The organism is Terrabacter sp. Root181 (genome assembly GCF_001428505.1).
Lineage (GTDB): Bacteria > Actinomycetota > Actinomycetes > Actinomycetales > Dermatophilaceae > Terrabacter.
Genome location: NZ_LMHU01000006.1, coordinates 419,652 through 439,146 on the forward strand (window position 1 = coordinate 419,652; position 19,495 = coordinate 439,146).

The window sequence follows — 19,495 nt, forward strand, 5'->3', positions numbered from 1 at the left end:
CTCCTCAGGGTTCTGCGTGCACGCGCGCGCCGGAACCGTCCGGCGCATCAGTGGTCGGGACGTCAGGTGTCCGGGCATCGCTGGTCGGGATGTCGGCCGGCCGTACGACAGCGGTCGGGACGGCGTGGATGCGCACGTCGCCCCCGACGACCCTCGCGTCGACGAGGTCGAGCCGCCGCACGTCGTCGATGGACGCGATACCGAGGTCGGCGACCGCGGCCCGACCGGCGCCCAGCAGGGCGGGCGCGACATAGGCGTACACGTCGTCGACGAGGCCCGCGCGCAGGAACGCCGCGGCCAGCGTGGGCCCTCCTTCGAGCCACACGTCTCGGACTCCCCGGTGCCACAGGAGGTCCAGCGCCTCACGGGGGTCCCGCGTGGACAGGTGCACGACCGGGCCCGGGGCGCTGTGGAGGCGCGCACCCGGCGGGACCTCGCGCTCCCCCATCACGACGCGGAGGGGCTGCTGCGGCGCGAGCGCGCCACCCGGCATACGGACGGTCAGGCGAGGGTCGTCCGCGAGGACGGTCCCCGTCCCGACGAGTACGGCGTCACGGGTCGCGCGCAGCGCGTGGACGTCGGCTCGCGCCGCCTCTCCCGTGATCCACTGGCTGCTGCCGTCGGCAGCCGCGCTCCTGCCGTCGAGGGTCGTGGCGAGCTTCCACGTGACGAGCGGGCGACCGAGGGCCACGCTGCGCGCCCACCGGTCGTTGAGGGCGGCCGCCTCGTCGGCGAGCACACCCCCGGTCACGTGGATACCGGCGGCGTGCAGCACCTCGGCGCCTCCCGCCGCATCCGGGTTGGGATCCGACTGCGCGAAGACGACCCGCGCCACGCCGGCCTCGACGAGCGCCTGGGCGCAGGGGCCGGTGCGCCCCGTGTGCGAGCACGGCTCGAGCGTCACGTAGGCGGTCGCTCCCCGGGCCCCGGCACCTGCCGCGCGCAGGGCCTCGATCTCCGCGTGCGGCGTACCGGCGCCGTGGTGGTGCCCCTCGCCCACGACGGTCCCGTCGGCGGCCACGACGACGCAGCCGACCCTCGGGTTGGGGTCGGGCCACGGCCCGGACGCGGCGAGCTGGAGGGCTCGTCGCATCCAGGCCGGGGCAGCCGTGTCACCCATGGGTCAGCTCGACGCGCCGGTCAGCTGCGGCTCGACGTCGCGCTCGCTGACCCGAGACGCCTTGACCCACTGGGTGAAGCCGTAGATCACGAAGAGGCCGTAGAACGTGTAGAGCACACCGGTCGGCACGTAGTCGGTCGCGAAGGCGAAGGGCACGCCGACGAGGTCGACGGCGATCCAGGCGAGCCAGAACTCGTTCCAGCCTCGCGCCATGGCGTAGGTCGCGACGATCGAGCCGACGAAGATCCACGCGTCGCACCAGTAGAACCACCACTCGGGCGTGAAGAACGGGTTCGGCGAGAGGTTCCACAGCCAGACGAACGCCTGGTGCACGACGACCGTGGCGACGAGCCAGAAGGCGACGACGGCGACGCGCTCGCGGGTCGTGGCCCAGCGCGGGGTGATCGCGACACCGCTCGAGTCGTCGGCGTGGTTGAGCCGGCGCACCTGCGACCAGCGCCACCAGCCGTAGATGCTCGTGATGATGAAGAAGACCTGCCGCCCTGCCTGCCCGAAGAGCGGGATGCGCTCGTCGGCGCCGAAGACGGCGCCCAGGTAGACGAAGAACAGCATGATGTTCGCAAGGATCCCCACGGGCCAGGCCCACACCCACCGGCGCATGCCGAGGTAGGCGGAGGCGAGCCCGATGAGGACGCCGATCAGCTCGAGCCAGTGCAGCTGGTACTGGCCGATCGGGATGGTCGCGTCGATGGCCTGTTGGAAGACGTTCTTCGTCTCGTCGGCCAGAGCAAGTGCCTGCATGTGGTGTTCGTCCTTGGTCGTTCGTCGTGGCACGGACGAACTCCGGGGTACCTCCACACGCCCACGCGATCCGGGCCGGGTCGGACGACGCCGACGGCCCAGGCCACGACGGCCTGTTTCGTGCTGCCTCCCATCCGGACTTTCACCGTCGGTCCCGGAATTTCACCAGGTCAACCGGCCGCTGGATGCGGTCGGGTCGCGGACTGTAACCGCCGGCTCGGAATTACACCGACCCCGGAGCACGTACAGCCAGTATGCACCTGGGTCGCCGCCGGGCGCACACCGCGCCCGCGTGACGGCCACCACCCGTCGGTGCCCGTCGGTGCTCGTCGGTGCTCGTATCACGGCTCCCGATGCGCGACTCCGTCCCGTAGGAGTCACCAGGCTGACGCAGGGGCGGCTCCAAGACCGAGTCGGCACGGGAGCCGAGGCCGGGCCGGCGACCGAGAACGAGGGGGCAGTCCAGTGAGTGACAGCGCGAGCGGAGAGCAGCGACGGTCGAGGGGCTTCGTCGGGTTCCTCTCGACCGTTCCCGGCATCCTGACCGCGGTTGCGGCCGTGGTCACCGCGGTCGGGGGCGTCTACGTCGGTGCGTCCAGGGATGGGACCTCGCCGGTGCCCACGCCCGCGCCGACCCAGCTGACCGTCAACCTCAGGATGGACGGCGGAGCGCCGCCGCCCCGGGCCACCCAGGTGGCCGCGGGCTCGCTACGTCTCGACGACGTGGACAGCCTGCCGAGCGCCGACCCCGTCCAGGGACTGGTCGACGCGTGCGCGCAGGGCGACGACGGCGCGTGCACCCAGATCCTCGACCAGTTGACCCTGGAGTGCTCGGACGGCGACGGTCTCAGTTGCGACGTCCTCTATGCCGTGAGCCCGTCCGGAACCGAGTACGAGTCATTCGGTGCCAGCTGCGGCTACCGATTCACCGTCGACTACGCCGGCACGTGCGAGCAACAATGATGCGCGATGAGACCGGTCGGCCCGACCCGAGCGAACCCGGGCGGGCGGCGTGGTCGAGGAGGTTCGGACGATCCGCGACCGAACAACCCCTCCCGTGGGTCGTCGCGGGGCTCGTCTTCATCGTCAACGCCGTCCTGTCCGCGACCCGGGGTGACTGGTGGCTCGCGGCACTCGAGGGGTGCACCGGCCTCCTTGCCGGGCTCTCGGCGTACTCCGTCTCCACACGGCGGAGCCCGGAGCGCGAGCGACCGGTGGACCGCTCGGCGTGACCGCGCGGTCAGTGCCCGTGCCCCCGGGCCAGCGTGCGGAGCTCGTCGACCGCTGCGGCGGCGTCCTCGGCCCCGTAGACGGCCGATCCGGCGACGAAGACGTCCGCCCCGGCGTCGGCGCACTGCTCGATGGTGTCGGCGCTGACGCCACCGTCGACCTGGATCCAGATCTCGCCGCCGTGGCGGCGAACGGCCTCGCGCACCTGGCGCACCTTGGGCATCTGGTCGGCCATGAACGACTGGCCGCCGAAGCCGGGCTCGACGGTCATGACGAGCACCATGTCGAGGTCGGGCAGGAGGTCCTCGTAGGGCGCGAACGCGGTCCCGGGCTTGAGCGCCATCGCTGCGCGCGAGCCGGCGGCGCGCAGCGTCCGGGCCAACGCCCGCGGATCCCGTGCGGCCTCGACGTGGAACGTCACCGACTGGCACCCGGCCTCGGCGTAGCTCGGCGCCCACCGGTCGGGGTCCTCGATCATGAGGTGCGCGTCGATGGGGATCGGGCTCACCTTCAGCAGCGCCTCGACGACGGGAAGGCCGAGCGTGAGGTTCGGGACGAAGTGGGCGTCCATGACGTCGACGTGGGCCCAGTCGGCGTTCGCGATGCGCCCCAGCTCCGCCTCGAGGTTCGCGAAATCGGCGGAGAGGATGCTCGGTGAGATCTGCACGCGCACAGCCTAGGGGCGTGGCGACGCCGTCAGGCAGCGGCCTTCGTCCAGACCGACACGTGCGACGACGAGTCCGCCGTGAACGGCGCTCGGGTCCAGTCCGCCCAGCGGTCGCGCAGCGTGAGGCCGGCGATCCGGGCCATGAGGTCGAGCTCCGACGACCAGACGTAGCGGTGCGCAGAGGTGGAGTAGGTCGCGACGCCCCTCCCGCCGGCGTCGGTGTCCCCTTCCGTCCGCACGAAGTGATGTGAGACGCACCGCTGCGTCACGACGTCGACGGTGTCGAACCCGACGTGCCGCCTGCCGACGTGGAAGGGCACCGCGGTCTGCCCGGGCGGCATCCGCCGCAGCTGCGGCACGAACACCTCGACGACGAAGGACCCGCCCGGCGCGAGCTGGGCGGCCACCGTGCGGAAGCACTCGACCTGCTCGTCCTGGGTCAACAGGTTGGTGATCGTGTTGTAGACGAGGTACGCCACGCGGTAGCCGCTGCCGACTCGTGTCGTCGACATGTCACCGATCGTCACCGGCAGCCGGTCCCCACCCGGCTTGCGTCGCAGCTGCGCGACCATGGCCTCGGAGAAGTCGATGCCGTGCACCTCGACACCGCGCTCCGCCAGGGGCAGCGCCACCCGACCGGTGCCGATCGCGAGCTCGAGCGCGCGACCGTCACCGGCGAGCTCGTACAGCACGTCCACGGTCGGTCCGAGGACGGCCGGCTCGAACATGTGGGCCGAGCCCGCGTCGTACGTCGGAGCCACGCGCTCGTCGAAGGGGTTGGGCTCGAGGTCGTCCATCGCGTATGCCGTCACGGCCCCACCCTGCCCACCGCTCCGTCCGCGCGCGAGCGGTTTTCAGGCGCCTACCGCTTGCGCAGCAGGGCGAAGAACATCGCGTCGGTGCCGTGGACGTGCGGCCAGAGCTGGACGTAGGGCCCTTCACCGAGACCCGGCAGCTGACGACCGGACGCATCGACGAAGAGCGGGCGTGCGTCGACCAGCTCGACGTCCTCGTGGCGCTTGAGGATGTCCGTGACGACGAAGCGCGTCTCGTTGAGGTGCGGGCTGCACGTCGCGTAGCCGATGAGGCCGCCGGTCGCGGTGGCCTCGATGCCCGACGCGAGGAGCTCACGCTGCAGCCCGGCCAGGGCCGCCACGTCGCCGGGACCGCGACGCCAGCGCGCCTCCGGGCGTCGTCGCAGGGCCCCGAGACCCGTGCAGGGCGCATCGATGAGGACGCGGCTGAAACCGCCAGGCTCCAGCTCGCCGAGCTCGCGACCGTCGCCGTGACGCACCTTGAGGCTCGTGTCGAGCTCACGGGCCTCGGCGCGTGCGGCCGCCAGGGTCTGCCAGACGAGGTCGGCGCGGTGCTCGCTGATCTCGTTGGCCACGAACGGGATCCGTCGCTCGATGGCCAGGGCCGCCAGGAGCCCGGCCTTGCCGCCCGGGCCAGCACAGAGGTCGAGCCACCGCTCGTGCCGGGCGGCCTCACCCTCGACGCCGGCACCGGCCAGCGCGAGGACGAGCAGCTGCGAGCCCTCGTCCTGCACGGCTGCCCGGCCGTCCCGAACCGCTGCGATGGCCCCGGGGTCACCCTCGGGCAGCGTCGCCCCGACCGGGCTGAGCCCGGAGCGCTCGGCCCCGGCGTCCTCCAGCTCGTCGAGCGAGCAGAGGCCGGGTCGAGCGACGAGCGACACCTTGGCGGCCGCGTTGTCGCTCTCGAGGAGGGCCGTCAAGGAGGCCTGGACGTCGCCGGGCCCGGCGGCGCCGTGCCCGATCAGGGCAGCTCGAAGGGCCTTGGCGATCCACACCGGGTGCGAGGTGCGCAGGGCGAGCCGCTCGACCGGGTCGGCGACGTCGTGGGTCACAAGGTCGGTCCACGCGTCCGGCTCCCGCTCGCTGATGCGACGCATGACGGCGTTGACGAAGCCCGCCGCCCCGGCGCCGTTGACCTGCCGGGCCAGGGCCACGGTCTCGTCGACGGCGGCGTGGCTGGGCACGCGCATGCCGAGCAGCTGGTGGGCCCCGAGCCGCAGTGTGTCGAGCACGTTGGCGTCGATCTTGTCGACCGGCCGACCCGCAGCCGAGGCGATGACCGCGTCGTAGAGGCCGGACAGCCGGGTCGCGCCGTAGACGAGCTCGGTCGCGAAGCCGGCGTCGCGGCCACTGATCCGCTTGTCGCGCAGCAGCTTCGGCAGCGCGAGGTTGGCGTAGGCGCCGTCGGCGATCTCTCGCATCGCGGTGTAGGCAGCCAGCCTCGGCGCGTCGGTGCGGCGGGCCCGTTCCGACGGACGCTGCTCCGAACGGTGCCCGGCGGAGCGCTCGCGCGCCTGCGGGCGCTGGCGTTCGCCGCGTCGCCCGTCTCCCCGACCGCCGTCGCCACGTCCGCCGTCGCCGCGGGGGTCCTCGCCCCCCGGGCCGCGTCCTCGTCCTTCGTCACTCATCGCCGACCCGCTCCCCTGCCTCGATGCGCGTGCCCCGCGCCCAGTCGGCCGCCGACATGGGCTTCTTGCCGTGGGCCTGCACGATGCCGAGGCGGACGGGCTGGGTGCCCGTGCCGACGAACACGGCCTTCTTCGTGACGCGGAGGTCGCCGGCGCGCAGCGCGACACCGTCCGGGACGTCGTCGACCAGCACGAGGGCCACGGGCGAGACCTTCAGGCGCTCCCCGCGGAACGTGGTCCAGGCGCCGGGACCTGGGGTGCAGCCGCGCACGAGCCGGTCCACCGCGGTGGCCGGTCGGGTCCAGGCGATGCGGGCGTCCTCGACCTCGATCTTCGGCGCGAGCGAGACACCCTCGGACGGCTGCGGCACTGCGACGAGGTCGCCGGACTCGAGCCCGTCGAGCGTCGCGACGAGCAGGCCCGCCCCGGCGGCCGACAGTCGACCCAGCAGGTCACCCGCCGTGTCAGTCGCTCGGATGGTCTCGGTCATGACCCCCAGGACGGGGCCGGTGTCGAGGCCGCGCTCGATGACGAACGTCGACGCACCGGTCACCTCGTCACCGGCCATGATCGCGTGCTGGACCGGGGCCGCCCCGCGCCACGCGGGGAGCAGGGAGAAGTGCAGGTTGATCCAGCCGAGCCGCGGGATCGTCAGCGCGGCGGGCGGGATGAGGTTGCCGTAGGCCACGACGGGGCACGCGTCCGGCGCGAGCGCCGTGAGGGCCTCGAGGAAGTCGGGGTCCTTGACGCGCGTCGGGGTGAGCACCGGGATCCCGAGCTCCTCGGCGCGGCGTCGCACGGGCGAGGCCTCGAGCCGGCGACCGCGTCCGGAGGGTGCGTCGGGCCGGGTGACGACCCCGACGAGCTCGTGGCTCGAGGACGCCACGGCATCGAGACTCGGCACCGCCGCCTCGGGGGTGCCTGCGAAGACGACTCTCATGTCACATCGCCCGGCCGAAGGTGGAGTGCGGGCTGATGCGCACCTCAGGCGGGTCCTCGGCGAACCACTCCGCCTCGCGGATGGCCCGCATCGCCTCGCGCCTGGCGTCGGGGTCGAGCCGGTCGAGGAAGAGGATCCCGTCCAGGTGGTCGGTCTCGTGCTGGACACAGCGCGCCAGCAGCTGCGTGCCCTCGAGGACGACGGGCTCACCCCACATGTCCTGACCCTTGGCCACGACCGACAGGGCGCGTCTGGTGTCGAACGCGAGACCCGGGATGGAGAGGCAGCCCTCGGGCCCGTCCTGCTCGTCGGTCGAGAGGTCGAGCACCGGGTTGACGAGGTGACCGAGCACGCCGTCGACCCAGTAGGTGAAGACCCGCAGTCCGACGCCGATCTGCGGGGCCGCGAGGCCCGCGCCGGGGGCGTCGAGCATGGTGTCCTCGAGGTCCTTGACGAGGACGCGCAGCTGCTTGTCGAAGTCGGTGACCTCGGCAGCGGCGGTCCGTAGGACCGGATCGCCGAAGAGTCGGATGTCCTTGATCGACACGGGTCTCCAGGGGTCGGGAATGCGTGGGGCGCCGCCAGTCTAGGACCGTGACGCCTCGCCGGCCTCGGCGCCGTTCGGGGTGCCCGTCGGCGTGCCGGTCGGCGTGCTGGTCGGCGTGCCTCCCGGTTCCTCGGCCACCGACGGGTCCTCGCTGCTGCGTCCCAGCTCGCGCACCGACCGCGACAGGAGCGCGGAGAGCGAGATGACGACGTAGACGCCGGCGCTGACGAGCATCAGCACCTCCGTGTCGACTGTCGTCGCGAGCCAGCCGTAGAGGAAGGTGCCGATGGGGATGGCGACGAACGACCCCAGCGCGTCGTAGCTCGAGACCCGCGAGAGCACCTGGACGGGCACGTGCTCGTGCAGGGCCGTGCTCCACCCGACGCCGAAGACCTCGACGGCCGCACCCGCCAGGAAGAAGCCGATGGCGACGGGGACGATCGCCGGCGCGACCCCGAGCAGCACCATGGGCACGGCAAGCACGCAGATGGCGATCATCCCGGCACGGAGGGGTCGCTGCAGCTGCAGCCGCAGCATGACGAGCGTCATCAGGACGGTGCCGACGGCCTCGGCGCTGAGCACGAGGCCCCAGCCCGCCTCGCCGATGGAGGCGGTCGAGCTCGCGATGAGCGGGCCGAGCACGCCGATGACGCCGGCGTGGATGGCGTTCGTCAGCCCGAAGGCGAGCACGACGACCCAGAGCCACTCGCGCCGGGTGAACTCGCTCCACCCCTCGCGCAGCTCACGCACCATCGAGTGGTGCGGCCTGCCCGCCTCCTGCGACCGGCGCGGCAGCCCGACGCGTGTCAGGCAGACGATCGCGACGGCATACGTCAGGGCGTTGACGGCGAGCGCCCACCCCGGTCCGACGCTGACGACGAGCAGGCCGGCGACCGCGGGTCCGATGACGGACAGGCCGCTCCGGCTGAACGACAGCAGCGCGTTGGCCTGCTGGAGCCGCGAGCGGTCGACGACCAGGGGGACGATGCCCATCATCGCGGGCATCGTGAAGGCCGACACCGCGCCGTTGACGCCCTCGAGGACGGTCAGCTGGGTCAGCGTCGCGTCGCCGCTGATGATGAGGTATGACGCGAGCGCCTGGGTGAGGCACGTCAGGACGTGCGAGACCTGGAGCACGACGATCCGCGAGAAGCGGTCGGCGACGACGCCGCCGACGAGGAGGAAGACGACCATCGTCAGGGTGCGCACGCCGAGCACCTGGGCGAGGGCGCCCGCGGACTGGTCGATGTGCAGCACGGCGAAGGCGAGCGAGACGGGCACCATGACCGAGCCGGCCGTCGAGACCGTGCGGGCCGCGAAGTACCACGCGAACCGCCGGTCGGACAGCACGCCGAGCGACGCCTTGACCTTCACGACGTCACCTCCCCGCCCTGGAGCCGGAAGGCGGCGACGGACAGGGCGGCCCGGACGGTGCCCTCGGTGCGCGGCGGCTGCGCCGAGGCGTGCAGCAGGGTGCTCGCCTCGGTGACGAGGTCGAAGACGCGCTCCCACACCTCCGGCGCCACCCACAGCTCGGCGTCGGTGAACTGGGACCTCTCACCCGGCGTGCGCTCGGCGAACCGGCGCGGGATGGCGTCGGCGAGGACGCGCGCATAGGCCAGCTTGTCCGCCTCGCTCGCCGGGCGGGCGCCCGACGGACGCGGGGCGTCCCACGGGTGCCGGTACTTCTTGGCCTTGCCGCCCCGCACGGTCTCCTCCCCCGCGACCTCGAGCAGACCCGCGGCGTGCAGCAGGCGCAGGTGGTAGCTGGCGTTGGCCTGCGTGACGCCGAGCTCGCGCGCGACCTCGGCAGCGCTCAGCTCGGCGCCCGTCAGCAGCGAGAGCATCTGGAGACGCAGGGGGTGGGCCGTGGCGCGGAGCTCGCTGATCCGCTCTTCCTCCAAAGACATGTTTGGGAGTATGCCGTCCGGTGGGATCGACCGTCAAGCATTCCTTTGGAGGTTGTCCTCCCGCCGCGTCCGCCCCGGACCCTCAGCCCTGGCTGTAGGCGAGGTGCACGACGCCGCTGTCGTACGCCTCGGTCTCGGCGAGGCGCAGCCCCGAGACGGCCTCGTCGGTGAAGAGCCGCTCCCCCGCGCCGAGGACGACGGGGAAGACGAAGAGGTGGAGGCCGTCGACGAGCCCGTCGCGCAGCAGGGCGCGCACGAGCGTGCCGCTGCCGCTGACGTAGAGCGAGCCCTCGACCTCGTCGCGGAGGCGGCGGACGGCGTCCGCGTCGTAGGGCCCGAGGACCCGGGAGTTGTTCCACTCCGGGTCCTTCAGCGTCGAGGAGACGACGTTCTTGCGGGCGCCGTTGAAGAAGGACGCGCCGGGGTCGTCGTCGTCGGTGCGGGCCGACCAGGCGGGCGCGAACATCTCGTACGTGCGCCGGCCGAGCAGCAGCTCGGACCCGGGGCCGGTGAGACGCGCGATGGCCTCGCCCATCCGCGGGTCGAAGGGGAACTCGGCCGTCCAGCTCGGGTTCTCGTACACCCCGTCGAGCGAGATGAACTCGTGGATCTCGATGCGTCCCATGTCAGTGCCTCCGTCAGCTCTCGGACAGGTGATCGGCCGGGTCTGCGGCCGGGTGGTCGGGTCGGTCGTCGCGTTCGACGTCGAAGGTGAAGCCCTGCGATCGCAGCCGCTCGACGAGCGCCTCGCCGAGGGCCGTCGCGGGCGTGCAGACGCCGGACCGGCGCGGCAGTCCGTCGTCGAGCGCCAGTGCCAGGGCCGTCTGCCCGAGCATGACGGCCGTGCCGCCGTAGCCCGGGTCGTAGTCCGCCCCGACACGGGTGCGGTAGCGCGCGCCGCTCGTCGTCGTGGAGCGGATCTCGAGCCGGAAGCGCCCGGCAGCCTGCGCCTCGGGGCCCGGGCCCTCGCCGGGCTTCGGCAGGAAGCGGTCGATGACGGCCCGGGTCGGCCGGAACGCCATGCCCGCCACCACCCCACCGAGCCCGACGGCCATGCCGCCGGCCAGCACCGGCGACATCGGGCCGGAACCGAAGTCGGTCGCCTCGCGGTAGCGCAGGTCGCGACCGTAGGACCAGTCCGTCAGGGTGTTCGACAGGCGGACGATGCGGGTGTTGAACGACGCCATGACGAAGGGCCCGGTCCAGTGACCGGTCGACGGGTCACGGTCGACCTGCACGAGCCGGCGCAGCCGGTCCAGGACGCCGGTGGCCCGGCGCCGACCGGAGGACGGCTCCTCCGTGCGTCGGGGACTCAACGCGTACGGGTCGCCCAGCACGCGGCGGGCACTCCCGTCGGCACGGGCCGTGATGGCCTGCTGGCGGGCCGAGTCGACGGTGCCGCCGGAGAAGCCGCCCTTGAGCGACCGGACGAGCAGGGTCGTCTCTGCGAGGGTGCCCTCACCGTCGGCGGCCGCGCGCCGGGCCGTCGCGAGCACGCCGAGGTCGGAGGGGATGGAGTCGAAGCCGCAGGCGTGCACGATGGCCGCGCCGGTCTCCCGCGCCCGGGCGTCGAGCTCGTCGAGGGACCACCGGACGAAGAGCACCTCACCGGTGAGGTCGGCGTAGTGCGTCCCCGACTCCGCGCAGGCACGAGCCACCTCCTTGCCGTACGTCGCGTACGGGCCGACCGTGGTGGCGAGCACGCGGGTGCGGCCGGCGAGCGCGCGGAGGGCGGGTGCGTCGGTAGCGTCGACGGCGACCAGCTCCCACGCGGCAGCATCCCGACCGAGCTCGATGCGCAGGGCCTCGAGCTTGGGTCGGGACCGGCCCGCCAGGGCGATCCGCACGTCGGGACCCGCGTGCCGGGCCAGGTGGGCGGCGGTCAGGGCCCCGACGAAGCCGGTGGCGCCGTAGACGACGATGTCGAGCTCGCGTTCGGGCATGCCGTCACTCTGCCACGGCGCACCGCTGCGGAGGCGTCGGCCGGTCAGAAGGTGTCGACCGGGTCGACGCGCACCGCCACGACGTCGGTCTCCTTGCGCGCCGAGCGGAACGCCTTGAGCGCCAGCAGGGCCCGGGTCAGCGACTCGGTCTCGGCGGCGGGCACCCGGACGAGCACGTGGTGGTCGGCGGCCGCACGCTCGGGCTCGCCCTCGACCGGGGGCCGGCGTGGCGGGGCGCCGGCGTGCGAGAGACGCACCGGGCCGAGCACCTGGGCGGTGATCGGCAGGTCGGCCTGCTCGAGGGCCTCCTCGAGCGCACGCCGACCACCGGTCAGCTGGGCCACACGCACGGCGGGGGGCAGGCCGAGCTCGCGCCGCTCCGCCAGCTCGCGGGCCGCGAGCCACGCGGGGTCCCACCGCACGAGCGCCTCGACGGCAGGCAGCGCGACGGCCTCCGGGGCGCCGCTCAGCACGACGGCACGTCCCTCCCGGGCCAGCGCGGCCGCGGCCATCCACCGGCGTACCGCCTCGAGCGGGGCGTCGAGCACGGGCAGGTCGAGGCTCGCCCACGCGTCGAGCAGCAGCACCGCGGTGTAGCCGCCGTCGGCGACGGGCTCGGCACCCGGCGTCGCGATGACGAGGGACGGCTCGCGACCGACGGTGGCGAGCACCTCGCCGGAGCCCGACGTGAGCACCGGGAAGCCGGGGAAGGCACGGCCGATCTCCTCGGCCGTGCGCCGCGCGCCCGTGATCGACGAGCGCAGCCGCCGCGAGCCGCAGTGACCGCACTCGAACCCGTGGCCGGCGAGGGCGAGGCCGCACCACCGGCAGGCCGGGGCCGTGCCGGACGCGCCCAGGGCGACCGGCCCCTGGCAGCGGGCGCAGCGCACCGGCGTGCGGCACTCGGCACAGCTCAGCGAGGGGAGGTAGCCGCGCCGCGGCACCTGGACGAGCACGGGCCCGTCGACCAGGGCGTCCTTGGCGACGCGCCAGGCCCGGGACGGCAGGTGCGCCCGGGCGGCCGGCCCGTCGCGCTCCTCGTCGACACCCTCACCCGCGACGGTGACCCGGGGTGCGGCCCCGCGGACGGTTGCCGGGTCGGCCTCGACGGGCACGAGCGCCCCCGTCTCGACCGCCACCTGCACGCGCAGGCTGCGCCCGAACCCTCCGGCGAGCAGGGCGGCGCCGGTCGCGGCGGCCCGCAGACCGAGCACGACGCCGACGTGGTGGTAGGGAGCCCGCGGCTCGGCGAGCAGGTCGTCACCGTCGTCCCACCAGGCGACGAGGCCGAGGTCGTGGACGGGGGCGAAGGCTGCCGCCCGCGTGCCGATGACGACACGGACGTGGCCGCGGAGCACCTTGAGCCAGGCGGTGTAGCGCGCCTGCGGCCCCTGGTCGGACGTGAGCCGGACGTGCCGGCCCCTGCCGAGGACCGCGGTCAGGGCGGCATCGAGGCGGTCGACGTCGCGGTGGTCGGGCACGACGACGAGCGCGCCCCGCCCGGCAGCCGTCGCCGTGGCCACGGCGACGGCCAGGGCGGCCGGCCAGTCCGCGTCGCCGGTGCGTCCGGGCAGCGCCGCCCATGCCGCCGCCGGGCCCTCCCCCGAGGCCACCCGACGCAGCCAGGCCGGACCGGCGGGGTAGGCCGCCCACGGACCGGGGTCCGGTGCCGCGAGCTCGTCCTGGGGCGGGCACTCCATCGCGAGGTTGCGCTCGGCCGTCGCGTGGCGCTTGGGCACCGCCAGGCGCAGGACGTCGCTCAGCGTGCCGGCATACCGGTCGGCGACGGCGCGACAGAGCGCGAGGACCTCGGGGGTTAGCACCGGCTCGGGGCCGACGACCCGCCGCAGCGGGGTCAGCCGGCCGTCGTGCTGCGCCCGGTCGCGCCGCTCGACGACGAAGCCGTCGAGCTCGCGCCCCGAGAAGCGCACGCGGACCCGGGCGCCGGGCACCGCGTCGGCGTCGAGCTCGTCGGGGACGGCGTACTCGAAGACCCGGTCGAGGTGCGCGAGCGGGGTCTCCACGACGACGGCAGCGACCGGCCGTCCGGCCGGTCGCTGCTCCGTCTCGTCGTCGCCCACGGGGGCGAATCTAGCCTCAGCCGGAGACGGCCGTGCGCAGGGCCTCGACGCGGTCGGTGCGCTCCCACGTGAAGGGGTTCTCGACGCCGTCGGCCTTGGTGCGGCCGAAGTGGCCGTAGGCGGCCGTCGGGCGGTAGATCGGGCGCAGCAGGTCGAGGGCGTCGACGATCGCGGCGGGGCGCAGGTCGAAGACGTCGCCGATGGCCTGCTGGATCTTGTCGACCGGCACGGTCTCGGTTCCGAAGGTCTCGATGTAGAGGCCGACCGGCTGCGCCTTGCCGATGGCGTAGGCGACCTGGACCTCGCAACGACGGGCCAGGCCCGCGGCGACGACGTTCTTGGCGACCCAGCGCATCGCGTAGGCGGCCGAGCGGTCGACCTTGCTCGGGTCCTTGCCCGAGAAGGCGCCGCCACCGTGGCGGGCCATGCCGCCGTAGGTGTCGACGATGATCTTGCGCCCGGTCAGACCGGCGTCGCCCATCGGGCCACCGATCTCGAAGCGGCCGGTCGGGTTGATCAGGGCCCGGTAGCTGGAGACGTCGAGGTCGGTGCCGCTCTCGCGCAGCTCCGCGAGGACCGGCTCGATGACGTGCGCGCGGATGTCCGGCTCGAGCATGCCCTCGAGGGACACGTCGGGGGCGTGCTGGGTCGAGAGCACCACGGTGTCGAGCGCGACGGCCTTGTCGCCCTCGTAGGCGATGGTGACCTGCGTCTTGCCGTCCGGGCGCAGGTAGGCCAGCTCGTCGCTCTTGCGCACCTGCGTCAGGCGCTCCGAGAGGCGGTGCGCGAGGTGGATCGGCAGCGGCATGAGCTCGGCCGTGTCGTCGCAGGCGTAGCCGAACATCAGGCCCTGGTCGCCGGCGCCCTGCTTGTCGAGCAGGTCGCCGACGTCACCCGTCCGGTGCTCGTGGGCCGTGTCGACGCCCTGGGCGATGTCGGGCGACTGGGCGCCGATGGAGATCGACACCCCGCAGGTGCGCCCGTCGAAGCCCTTCTGCGAGCCGTCGTAGCCGACCTCGAGGATCGTCTCGCGCACGATCCTCGGGATCTCGACGTAGGCCGTCGTCGACACCTCGCCGGCGACGTGGACCAGTCCGGTCGTGACCATCGTCTCGACGGCGACGCGGGCCTGCGGGTCGTCGGTGAGCAGCGCGTCGAGGATCGAGTCGCTGATCTGGTCGCAGATCTTGTCCGGGTGTCCCTCGGTGACGGACTCGGACGTGAACAGACGTGCGGACACTTGCTCTCCCTCGGTCGGGTGCGTGGTGGTGTGCTCGGGCGCGCGGTGACGGCGCGTACGCGTGTGGGGCGAGAGTCTAGTGCTCAGTCGAGCAGCGTCGAGATGGTGTCCCACAGCGCGTCGGCCACGGCGTCCTTGGAGGCCGGGCCGACCATGGTCGCCTCGTCGCTGCCCCGCCGCAGCAGGTGCACCGTCGTGTCGTCCTTGCCGAACGTCAGGTCGGTGCCGACCTCGTTGACGACCTGCAGGTCGCTGCCCTTGCGGGCGAACTTGGCCCGCGCGTGGTCCATGACGCTGCCGTGGGCGTCGCCCGTCTCGGCGGCGAAGCTGACGATGAACGGCGAGCCCGTCCCGCGGCTCTCGCGGGCTGCGACGAGGCCGCGGACGATGTCGGGGTTCTCGACGAGCTCGACCCGAAGGCCGGCGTCGGGGTCGGCGGACTTCTTGATCTTGCTCTCGCTCACGGCCGCCGGGCGGAAGTCGGCCGGCGCCGCAGCCATGACGACGACGTCGGCGTCGGACGCCGCCTCCTCGACGGCACGCTGAAGCTCGAGGGTCGTCTCGACGGGCACGACGTCGATGCCCTCGGGCACCGGGAGCGCGACGTTGGCGGCCACGAGGGTGACCTTCGCGCCACGGTCGGCAGCGGCGCGCGCGATGGCCACGCCCTGCTTGCCGGACGAGCGGTTGCCGAGGTAGCGCACGGGGTCGAGCGGCTCGCGCGTGCCCCCGGCGGACACGACGACGCGCCGGCCCTCGAGGTCGCGCCGGGGCTCCCCCGCCACGGCGGCGCCGTCACCCGACACGATCGCGAGGCACGCGGCATACAAGGCCTCGGGCTCGGGGAGGCGGCCGGCACCGGTGTCCTTGCCGGTCAGGCGTCCCACCGCGGGGTCGATGACGTGGGCTCCGCGCGCGCGGAGCGTGGCGACGTTGGCCTGCGTGGCCGGGTGCTCCCACATCTCGGTGTGCATGGCCGGCGCGAACGCGACCGGGCACCGAGCGGTGAGGAGGGTGTTGGTCAGCAGGTCGTCGGCGAGGCCGTGCGCGGCCTTCGCGAGGAGGTCTGCGGTGGCCGGGGCGACGACCACCAGGTCGGCGGACTGGCCGATGCGCACGTGCGGGACCTCGTGGACCGACGTCCACACCTCCGTGCTGACGGGCTTGCCCGAGAGGGCCGACCACGTCGGCGCTCCCACGAAGTGGAGCGCCGCCGCGGTGGGCACGACGGTGACGTCGTGCCCGTGCTCGGTGAAGAGCCGGAGCAGCGAGCAGGCCTTGTAGGCGGCGATGCCGCCACTCACCCCGAGGACGACGCGCATCGGCTGCTCCCGACCCGTCGGGTGCTCAGGCCTCGGTGGGCGTCGAGGTCAGCAGGCCCTCGTTGATCTCGCGCAGCGCGATCGACAGCGGCTTCTCGTGGACCTCGGTCTCGACGAGCGGACCGACGTAGTCGAGCAGGCCCTCCTGCAGCTGGGAGTAGTAGGCGTTGATCTGACGGGCGCGCTTGGCGGAGTAGATGACGAGCGCGTACTTCGAGTCGGCGGCGGTCAGGAGGTCGTCGATCGGCGGGTTGGTGATGCCGATGGGAGCAGCCTGGGTACCGGACACAGTGATCTCGTTTCGTTGGTTTCAGCGGGCTTGAGGTGCGTGCTGCGACGTCGACGGCGGTGCGGTCGTCTGCCGTCGGCTGGCACACATCACGTCGGGACTCACCGGTCGGTGCGTCCCGATCTCATCAATGATACGAGTTCTTCGCTCGCCCGACGAACATCGTCGTTGACGATGACCTCGTCGAACTCGCTCTGGGCGGCCAGCTCGGCCCGTGCGGTGGACAGGCGGCGCTCGCGCTCGGCCTCGTCCTCGGTGCCCCGTCCGACGAGCCGGCGCACCAGCTCGTCCCAGCTCGGCGGCGCGAGGAAGACGAAGAGCGCCTCGGGCCACGTGTCGCGCACCTGGCGGGCCCCCTGCAGGTCGATCTCGAGCAGGGCGTCGCGCCCCTCGCGGATGACGCGCTCGACCGGCCCGCGCGGGGTGCCGTACTTCGCGGCGCCGTGCACGACGGCGTACTCGAGGAACTCCCCCGCCTCGACGAGACGGTCGAACTCGTGGTCGTCGACGAAGTGGTAGTGCACGCCGTCGACCTCGCCCGGCCGCGGGCGCCGGGTCGTCATGGAGACGGAGAACCACACGCCCGGGAAGTGGGTGCGCACGTAGGCCGCGATGGTGCCCTTCCCGACGGCGGTCGGGCCGGCGAGCACCGTGAGCCGGCCACGCCGGGGTGCGTCTGCGTCGTGCTGGGGCTCCGCGGTCGACGTCGGGTCAGCCGACATCACGGCTTCTCGAAGCGGTGCAGCAGGGCCGCGACCTGGTTGGCCCCGAGCCCCCGGACCCGGCGGGACTCGGCGATGCCGACCTCGGACATGATCGCCTTGGCCCGCACGCGGCCGACGCCGGGCATCGACTCGAGCAGCTCGGTGACCTTCATCTTGCCGATGACGGGGTCGACCTTGCCGTCCTCGAGGACCTCCGCGAGCGAGCCGCTGGAGTACTTGAGCCGGTTCTTGACCGCTGCTCGCTCCCGACGTGCGGCTGCAGCCTTCTCGAGTGCTGCGGCCCGTTGCTCAGGGGTGAGCGGTGGAAGCGCCACGGTCTTCGGTCTCCTCGCTGCCTGCGGGGAGCGCCCTGCGCCCCCTGCCGTTCTTCACGTCTCGCGTGTCTGTCTCCGCCGAACCTAGCGATCCGGCCCTGCGCGCCGCAACGCGGGGCCTGCCGGAAACGCCTCACGGCACGCCCCGGCGCCGCTCAGCTGCCGAGGTCGACCCCGCAGGTCTCCTTGGCGTGGGTCTCGATGCGCTTGGCCGAGGCCTCGAAGCCCTGCATCTGCTTCGTCAGTGCGGCGAGGTCCGGCTTGGCCACCGTGAACTTCGCGACGAGGACCCGCAGCGACGCCCAGTCGGCCTTGACCTCCTCGGGTGCGCTCGCCTCGATCTGGGTGATGGTCGCGACGAAGCGGGCCGCGGCGGCCGGGTCCTTGAGGGTCGCGCCGGCGTCCTTCCAGTCGGCTTCTGCCGTCTTCAGGGCGTCACAGTAGGAGCCGGCGGACCCCGCCGAGCAGGCGCCGAGGGACGTCGCCGACAGGAGCAGCACGAGGGCCACCGACGGCCCCCTGCGCATGGCGGTCGTTCGCATCCCCACACCGTATGCCGTGTGGTGGGCGCCGTCGCGCGAGTCCCTCGAAGCGCGCCGGTCCGAGGGGGCTCAGGAGATGTCGAGGTTGCACGTCGTCTTGGCGTGCTTCTCGATGGTCGTGCTCGAGGCGTCCATCTTCGCCGTCGCGGCCGTGAGGGCGCTCTTGTCGCCGGAGGCTGCGGCGTCGACGAAGGCGATGAGGTCACCCCACTCCTGCTTGACCTCTGCGGGCGCGGCGGCCTCGATCTTCTCGAGCACGGCCTTGCCCTGCGCGAGGGCAGCCGTGTCGCTGAGCTTCGAGGACATGGACTCGAGCTCCTTCTGGCCGGACTCGAGTGCCGCGCAGTAGGCGGCGTCGCCCTGCGCGCTGGTCGTCGCGCTCGGTGCCGACGACGAGGAGGCGGCAGCGCTGCCGCCGCCGCTCGCGGGGGGCTGGGTGCTGGAGCCGCACGCGGCGGCGAGCGGGATCGTCGCCACGACGGCGACGGTGGCGAGCAGTCGGCGAACCGGTCGAGTGTGAGTCATGCCACACGGCATACCCGGCTGGGAGTTGCCTGTGACAAACCGGGGAGCGTCAGCGCAGGAGCGACTCGGCGACCTGCGCCGCCCGGCTCGCCAGTCTGCTCGGGTCGGGGCCGGCCGCGAGGATCTCGCGACTCGACGCGGCGAGGACCTGGTGGCGGGCCGCGCCGAACGTCGCCGCGAGGGTATCGACGGTGCCGCCCTGCGCCCCGAAGCCGGGCGCGAGCACGGGCGTCGCTGCCGCCACGAGGTCGAGCCCGAGGTCGCGCACGGCGGTGCCCACGGTGGCGCCGATGACGAGCCCGACGCTCCCGAGCTCGCCGCGGGGCAGCGCAGCAGCGTTGTCGCCGGCTGCGCCCTCGACGACGGACGCGGCGACCGACCGGCCGTCCCGCACCGCGTGCTGGACCTCGGCGCCCTCCGGGTTGGAGGTCAGGGCCAGGACGAAGAGCCCGCGACCGTTCTCCTCGGCGAGGTCGATCGCGGGGCGCAGCGACTCGTAGCCGAGGTAGGGGCTCACGGTGAGGGCGTCCGGCGGGGCGACGGCGTCCGGACCGAGGTAGGCCTCGGCGTACGCGCTCATGGTCGACCCGATGTCGCCACGCTTCGCGTCGAGGATCGTCAGCGTCCCCGACGCGCGCAGCTCGGTGAGCACCCTCTCGAGCACGGCCAGGCCACGGCTGCCGAAGACCTCGAAGAAGGCGGACTGCGGCTTGACCGCGGCGACCCGCCCGGCGAACGCCTCGACACAGGTGAGCGCGAAACGCTCGAGCCCGGCGACGTCGTAGGACAGGCCCCACGACTCGACCAGCCCCCGGTGCGGGTCGATGCCCGCGCAGAGCGGCCCGTGGGCCTGCATGGCGTCCTGGAGGCGGGCTCCGAAGGCCTTGCTCATCGT

22 protein-coding genes and 1 riboswitch are annotated in these 19,495 nt (G+C 73.2%); of the genes, 2 read left to right on the forward strand and 20 right to left on the reverse strand.

Features of this window, described 5'->3' with window-relative positions; all coding sequences use genetic code 11:
• Window positions 1-4 precede the first annotated feature (4 nt).
• Window positions 5-1,120, reverse strand: coding sequence for a bifunctional diaminohydroxyphosphoribosylaminopyrimidine deaminase/5-amino-6-(5-phosphoribosylamino)uracil reductase RibD (ribD, locus tag ASD90_RS13765; protein WP_235506639.1), 1,116 nt, complete (start codon window positions 1,118-1,120; stop codon window positions 5-7).
• A 3-nt stretch (window positions 1,121-1,123) separates the two neighbouring features.
• Window positions 1,124-1,882, reverse strand: coding sequence for a nicotinamide riboside transporter PnuC (gene pnuC, locus ASD90_RS13770; protein WP_056757400.1), 759 nt, complete (start codon window positions 1,880-1,882; stop codon window positions 1,124-1,126).
• Between the two features lie 116 nt (window positions 1,883-1,998).
• Window positions 1,999-2,129, reverse strand: a riboswitch (FMN riboswitch).
• A 218-nt stretch (window positions 2,130-2,347) separates the two neighbouring features.
• Between pnuC and ASD90_RS13775 the strand changes: the two genes are divergently transcribed.
• Together ASD90_RS13775 and ASD90_RS13780 are read left to right on the forward strand one after the other, a co-directional pair.
• Window positions 2,348-2,845 (forward strand): hypothetical protein, encoded by a 498-nt coding sequence (locus ASD90_RS13775; RefSeq protein ID WP_056757402.1) that lies wholly within the window; start codon window positions 2,348-2,350, stop codon window positions 2,843-2,845.
• On the forward strand, window positions 2,845-3,114 hold the full coding sequence (locus tag ASD90_RS13780; protein WP_157610853.1) for a hypothetical protein: 270 nt from the start codon (window positions 2,845-2,847) through the stop codon (window positions 3,112-3,114). The genes ASD90_RS13775 and ASD90_RS13780 overlap by 1 nt, the downstream gene beginning before the upstream one ends.
• A gap of 8 nt (window positions 3,115-3,122) precedes the next feature.
• Here the strand turns inward: ASD90_RS13780 and rpe are convergent, their stop codons facing one another.
• From rpe to pyrF, 18 genes are all read right to left on the reverse strand, one after another.
• On the reverse strand, window positions 3,123-3,779 hold the full coding sequence (rpe, locus tag ASD90_RS13785; RefSeq protein ID WP_056757745.1) for a ribulose-phosphate 3-epimerase: 657 nt from the start codon (window positions 3,777-3,779) through the stop codon (window positions 3,123-3,125).
• Between the two features lie 29 nt (window positions 3,780-3,808).
• Window positions 3,809-4,591: a class I SAM-dependent methyltransferase gene (locus ASD90_RS13790; protein WP_235506641.1), complete on the reverse strand. Its 783-nt coding sequence runs from the start codon at window positions 4,589-4,591 to the stop codon at window positions 3,809-3,811.
• A 50-nt stretch (window positions 4,592-4,641) separates the two neighbouring features.
• Window positions 4,642-6,222, reverse strand: coding sequence for an RsmB/NOP family class I SAM-dependent RNA methyltransferase (locus ASD90_RS13795; protein WP_056757411.1), 1,581 nt, complete (start codon window positions 6,220-6,222; stop codon window positions 4,642-4,644).
• Entirely contained in the window at window positions 6,215-7,162 is a 948-nt protein-coding gene (gene fmt / locus ASD90_RS13800) for a methionyl-tRNA formyltransferase (RefSeq protein WP_056757413.1), read from the reverse strand. Before fmt ends, ASD90_RS13795 begins: the two co-directional genes overlap by 8 nt.
• A 1-nt stretch (window position 7,163) precedes the next feature.
• Window positions 7,164-7,709 (reverse strand): peptide deformylase, encoded by a 546-nt coding sequence (def, locus tag ASD90_RS13805; protein ID WP_056757419.1) that lies wholly within the window; start codon window positions 7,707-7,709, stop codon window positions 7,164-7,166.
• 39 nt (window positions 7,710-7,748) lie between these two features.
• Complete coding sequence (locus ASD90_RS13810; RefSeq protein WP_056757422.1) at window positions 7,749-9,083, reverse strand: MFS transporter; 1,335 nt, start codon at window positions 9,081-9,083, stop codon at window positions 7,749-7,751.
• On the reverse strand, window positions 9,080-9,619 hold the full coding sequence (locus ASD90_RS13815; RefSeq protein WP_056757425.1) for a helix-turn-helix domain-containing protein: 540 nt from the start codon (window positions 9,617-9,619) through the stop codon (window positions 9,080-9,082). The genes ASD90_RS13810 and ASD90_RS13815 overlap by 4 nt, the downstream gene beginning before the upstream one ends.
• An 82-nt stretch (window positions 9,620-9,701) precedes the next feature.
• Window positions 9,702-10,244: a dihydrofolate reductase family protein gene (locus tag ASD90_RS13820; protein WP_056757428.1), complete on the reverse strand. Its 543-nt coding sequence runs from the start codon at window positions 10,242-10,244 to the stop codon at window positions 9,702-9,704.
• Window positions 10,245-10,257: 13 nt separating this feature from the next.
• The gene (locus tag ASD90_RS13825) at window positions 10,258-11,562 is read right to left on the reverse strand and encodes a trans-acting enoyl reductase family protein (protein WP_056757431.1); all 1,305 of its coding nucleotides are present in this window, start codon (window positions 11,560-11,562) and stop codon (window positions 10,258-10,260) included.
• A 44-nt stretch (window positions 11,563-11,606) separates the two neighbouring features.
• Window positions 11,607-13,643 carry a primosomal protein N' gene (locus ASD90_RS13830; protein ID WP_200958621.1) on the reverse strand — a complete coding sequence of 679 codons (2,037 nt, stop codon included), beginning with the start codon at window positions 13,641-13,643 and terminating at the stop codon, window positions 11,607-11,609.
• 16 nt (window positions 13,644-13,659) lie between these two features.
• On the reverse strand, window positions 13,660-14,883 hold the full coding sequence (gene metK, locus ASD90_RS13835) for a methionine adenosyltransferase (protein ID WP_056757434.1): 1,224 nt from the start codon (window positions 14,881-14,883) through the stop codon (window positions 13,660-13,662).
• 83 nt (window positions 14,884-14,966) lie between these two features.
• The gene (gene coaBC, locus ASD90_RS13840) at window positions 14,967-16,205 is read right to left on the reverse strand and encodes a bifunctional phosphopantothenoylcysteine decarboxylase/phosphopantothenate--cysteine ligase CoaBC (RefSeq protein ID WP_056757437.1); all 1,239 of its coding nucleotides are present in this window, start codon (window positions 16,203-16,205) and stop codon (window positions 14,967-14,969) included.
• A gap of 25 nt (window positions 16,206-16,230) precedes the next feature.
• Window positions 16,231-16,494: a DNA-directed RNA polymerase subunit omega gene (rpoZ, locus tag ASD90_RS13845; protein WP_020143994.1), complete on the reverse strand. Its 264-nt coding sequence runs from the start codon at window positions 16,492-16,494 to the stop codon at window positions 16,231-16,233.
• 101 nt (window positions 16,495-16,595) lie between these two features.
• Window positions 16,596-17,216: a guanylate kinase gene (gmk, locus tag ASD90_RS13850; protein ID WP_082588738.1), complete on the reverse strand. Its 621-nt coding sequence runs from the start codon at window positions 17,214-17,216 to the stop codon at window positions 16,596-16,598.
• Entirely contained in the window at window positions 17,216-17,533 is a 318-nt protein-coding gene (mihF, locus tag ASD90_RS13855) for an integration host factor, actinobacterial type (protein WP_056757440.1), read from the reverse strand. Before mihF ends, gmk begins: the two co-directional genes overlap by 1 nt.
• Before the next feature lie 155 nt (window positions 17,534-17,688).
• Window positions 17,689-18,075 (reverse strand): hypothetical protein, encoded by a 387-nt coding sequence (locus ASD90_RS13860; protein ID WP_157610855.1) that lies wholly within the window; start codon window positions 18,073-18,075, stop codon window positions 17,689-17,691.
• Window positions 18,076-18,144: 69 nt separating this feature from the next.
• Window positions 18,145-18,600 (reverse strand): hypothetical protein, encoded by a 456-nt coding sequence (locus tag ASD90_RS13865; protein ID WP_157610857.1) that lies wholly within the window; start codon window positions 18,598-18,600, stop codon window positions 18,145-18,147.
• Between the two features lie 49 nt (window positions 18,601-18,649).
• A complete protein-coding gene (gene pyrF / locus ASD90_RS13870) occupies window positions 18,650-19,492 on the reverse strand; it encodes an orotidine-5'-phosphate decarboxylase (RefSeq protein ID WP_056757449.1) in 843 nt (280 codons plus the stop codon).
• Between the last annotated feature and the right edge of the window lie 3 nt (window positions 19,493-19,495).

What these genes read in the sequence shown, in the direction of transcription:
- ribD (WP_235506639.1), bottom strand. Translation starts at nt 1,120, where the DNA reads ATGGGTGACACGGCTGCCCCGGCCTGGATGCGACGAGCCCTCCAGCTC.
- pnuC (WP_056757400.1), bottom strand. Translation starts at nt 1,882, where the DNA reads ATGCAGGCACTTGCTCTGGCCGACGAGACGAAGAACGTCTTCCAACAG.
- ASD90_RS13780 (WP_157610853.1), top strand. Translation starts at nt 2,845, where the DNA reads ATGCGCGATGAGACCGGTCGGCCCGACCCGAGCGAACCCGGGCGGGCG.
- ASD90_RS13795 (WP_056757411.1), bottom strand. Translation starts at nt 6,222, where the DNA reads ATGAGTGACGAAGGACGAGGACGCGGCCCGGGGGGCGAGGACCCCCGC.
- fmt (WP_056757413.1), bottom strand. Translation starts at nt 7,162, where the DNA reads ATGAGAGTCGTCTTCGCAGGCACCCCCGAGGCGGCGGTGCCGAGTCTC.
- ASD90_RS13815 (WP_056757425.1), bottom strand. Translation starts at nt 9,619, where the DNA reads ATGTCTTTGGAGGAAGAGCGGATCAGCGAGCTCCGCGCCACGGCCCAC.
- ASD90_RS13820 (WP_056757428.1), bottom strand. Translation starts at nt 10,244, where the DNA reads ATGGGACGCATCGAGATCCACGAGTTCATCTCGCTCGACGGGGTGTAC.
- ASD90_RS13825 (WP_056757431.1), bottom strand. Translation starts at nt 11,562, where the DNA reads ATGCCCGAACGCGAGCTCGACATCGTCGTCTACGGCGCCACCGGCTTC.
- coaBC (WP_056757437.1), bottom strand. Translation starts at nt 16,205, where the DNA reads ATGCGCGTCGTCCTCGGGGTGAGTGGCGGCATCGCCGCCTACAAGGCC.
- gmk (WP_082588738.1), bottom strand. Translation starts at nt 17,216, where the DNA reads ATGTCGGCTGACCCGACGTCGACCGCGGAGCCCCAGCACGACGCAGAC.
- ASD90_RS13860 (WP_157610855.1), bottom strand. Translation starts at nt 18,075, where the DNA reads ATGCGAACGACCGCCATGCGCAGGGGGCCGTCGGTGGCCCTCGTGCTG.
- ASD90_RS13865 (WP_157610857.1), bottom strand. Translation starts at nt 18,600, where the DNA reads ATGACTCACACTCGACCGGTTCGCCGACTGCTCGCCACCGTCGCCGTC.
- pyrF (WP_056757449.1), bottom strand. Translation starts at nt 19,492, where the DNA reads ATGAGCAAGGCCTTCGGAGCCCGCCTCCAGGACGCCATGCAGGCCCAC.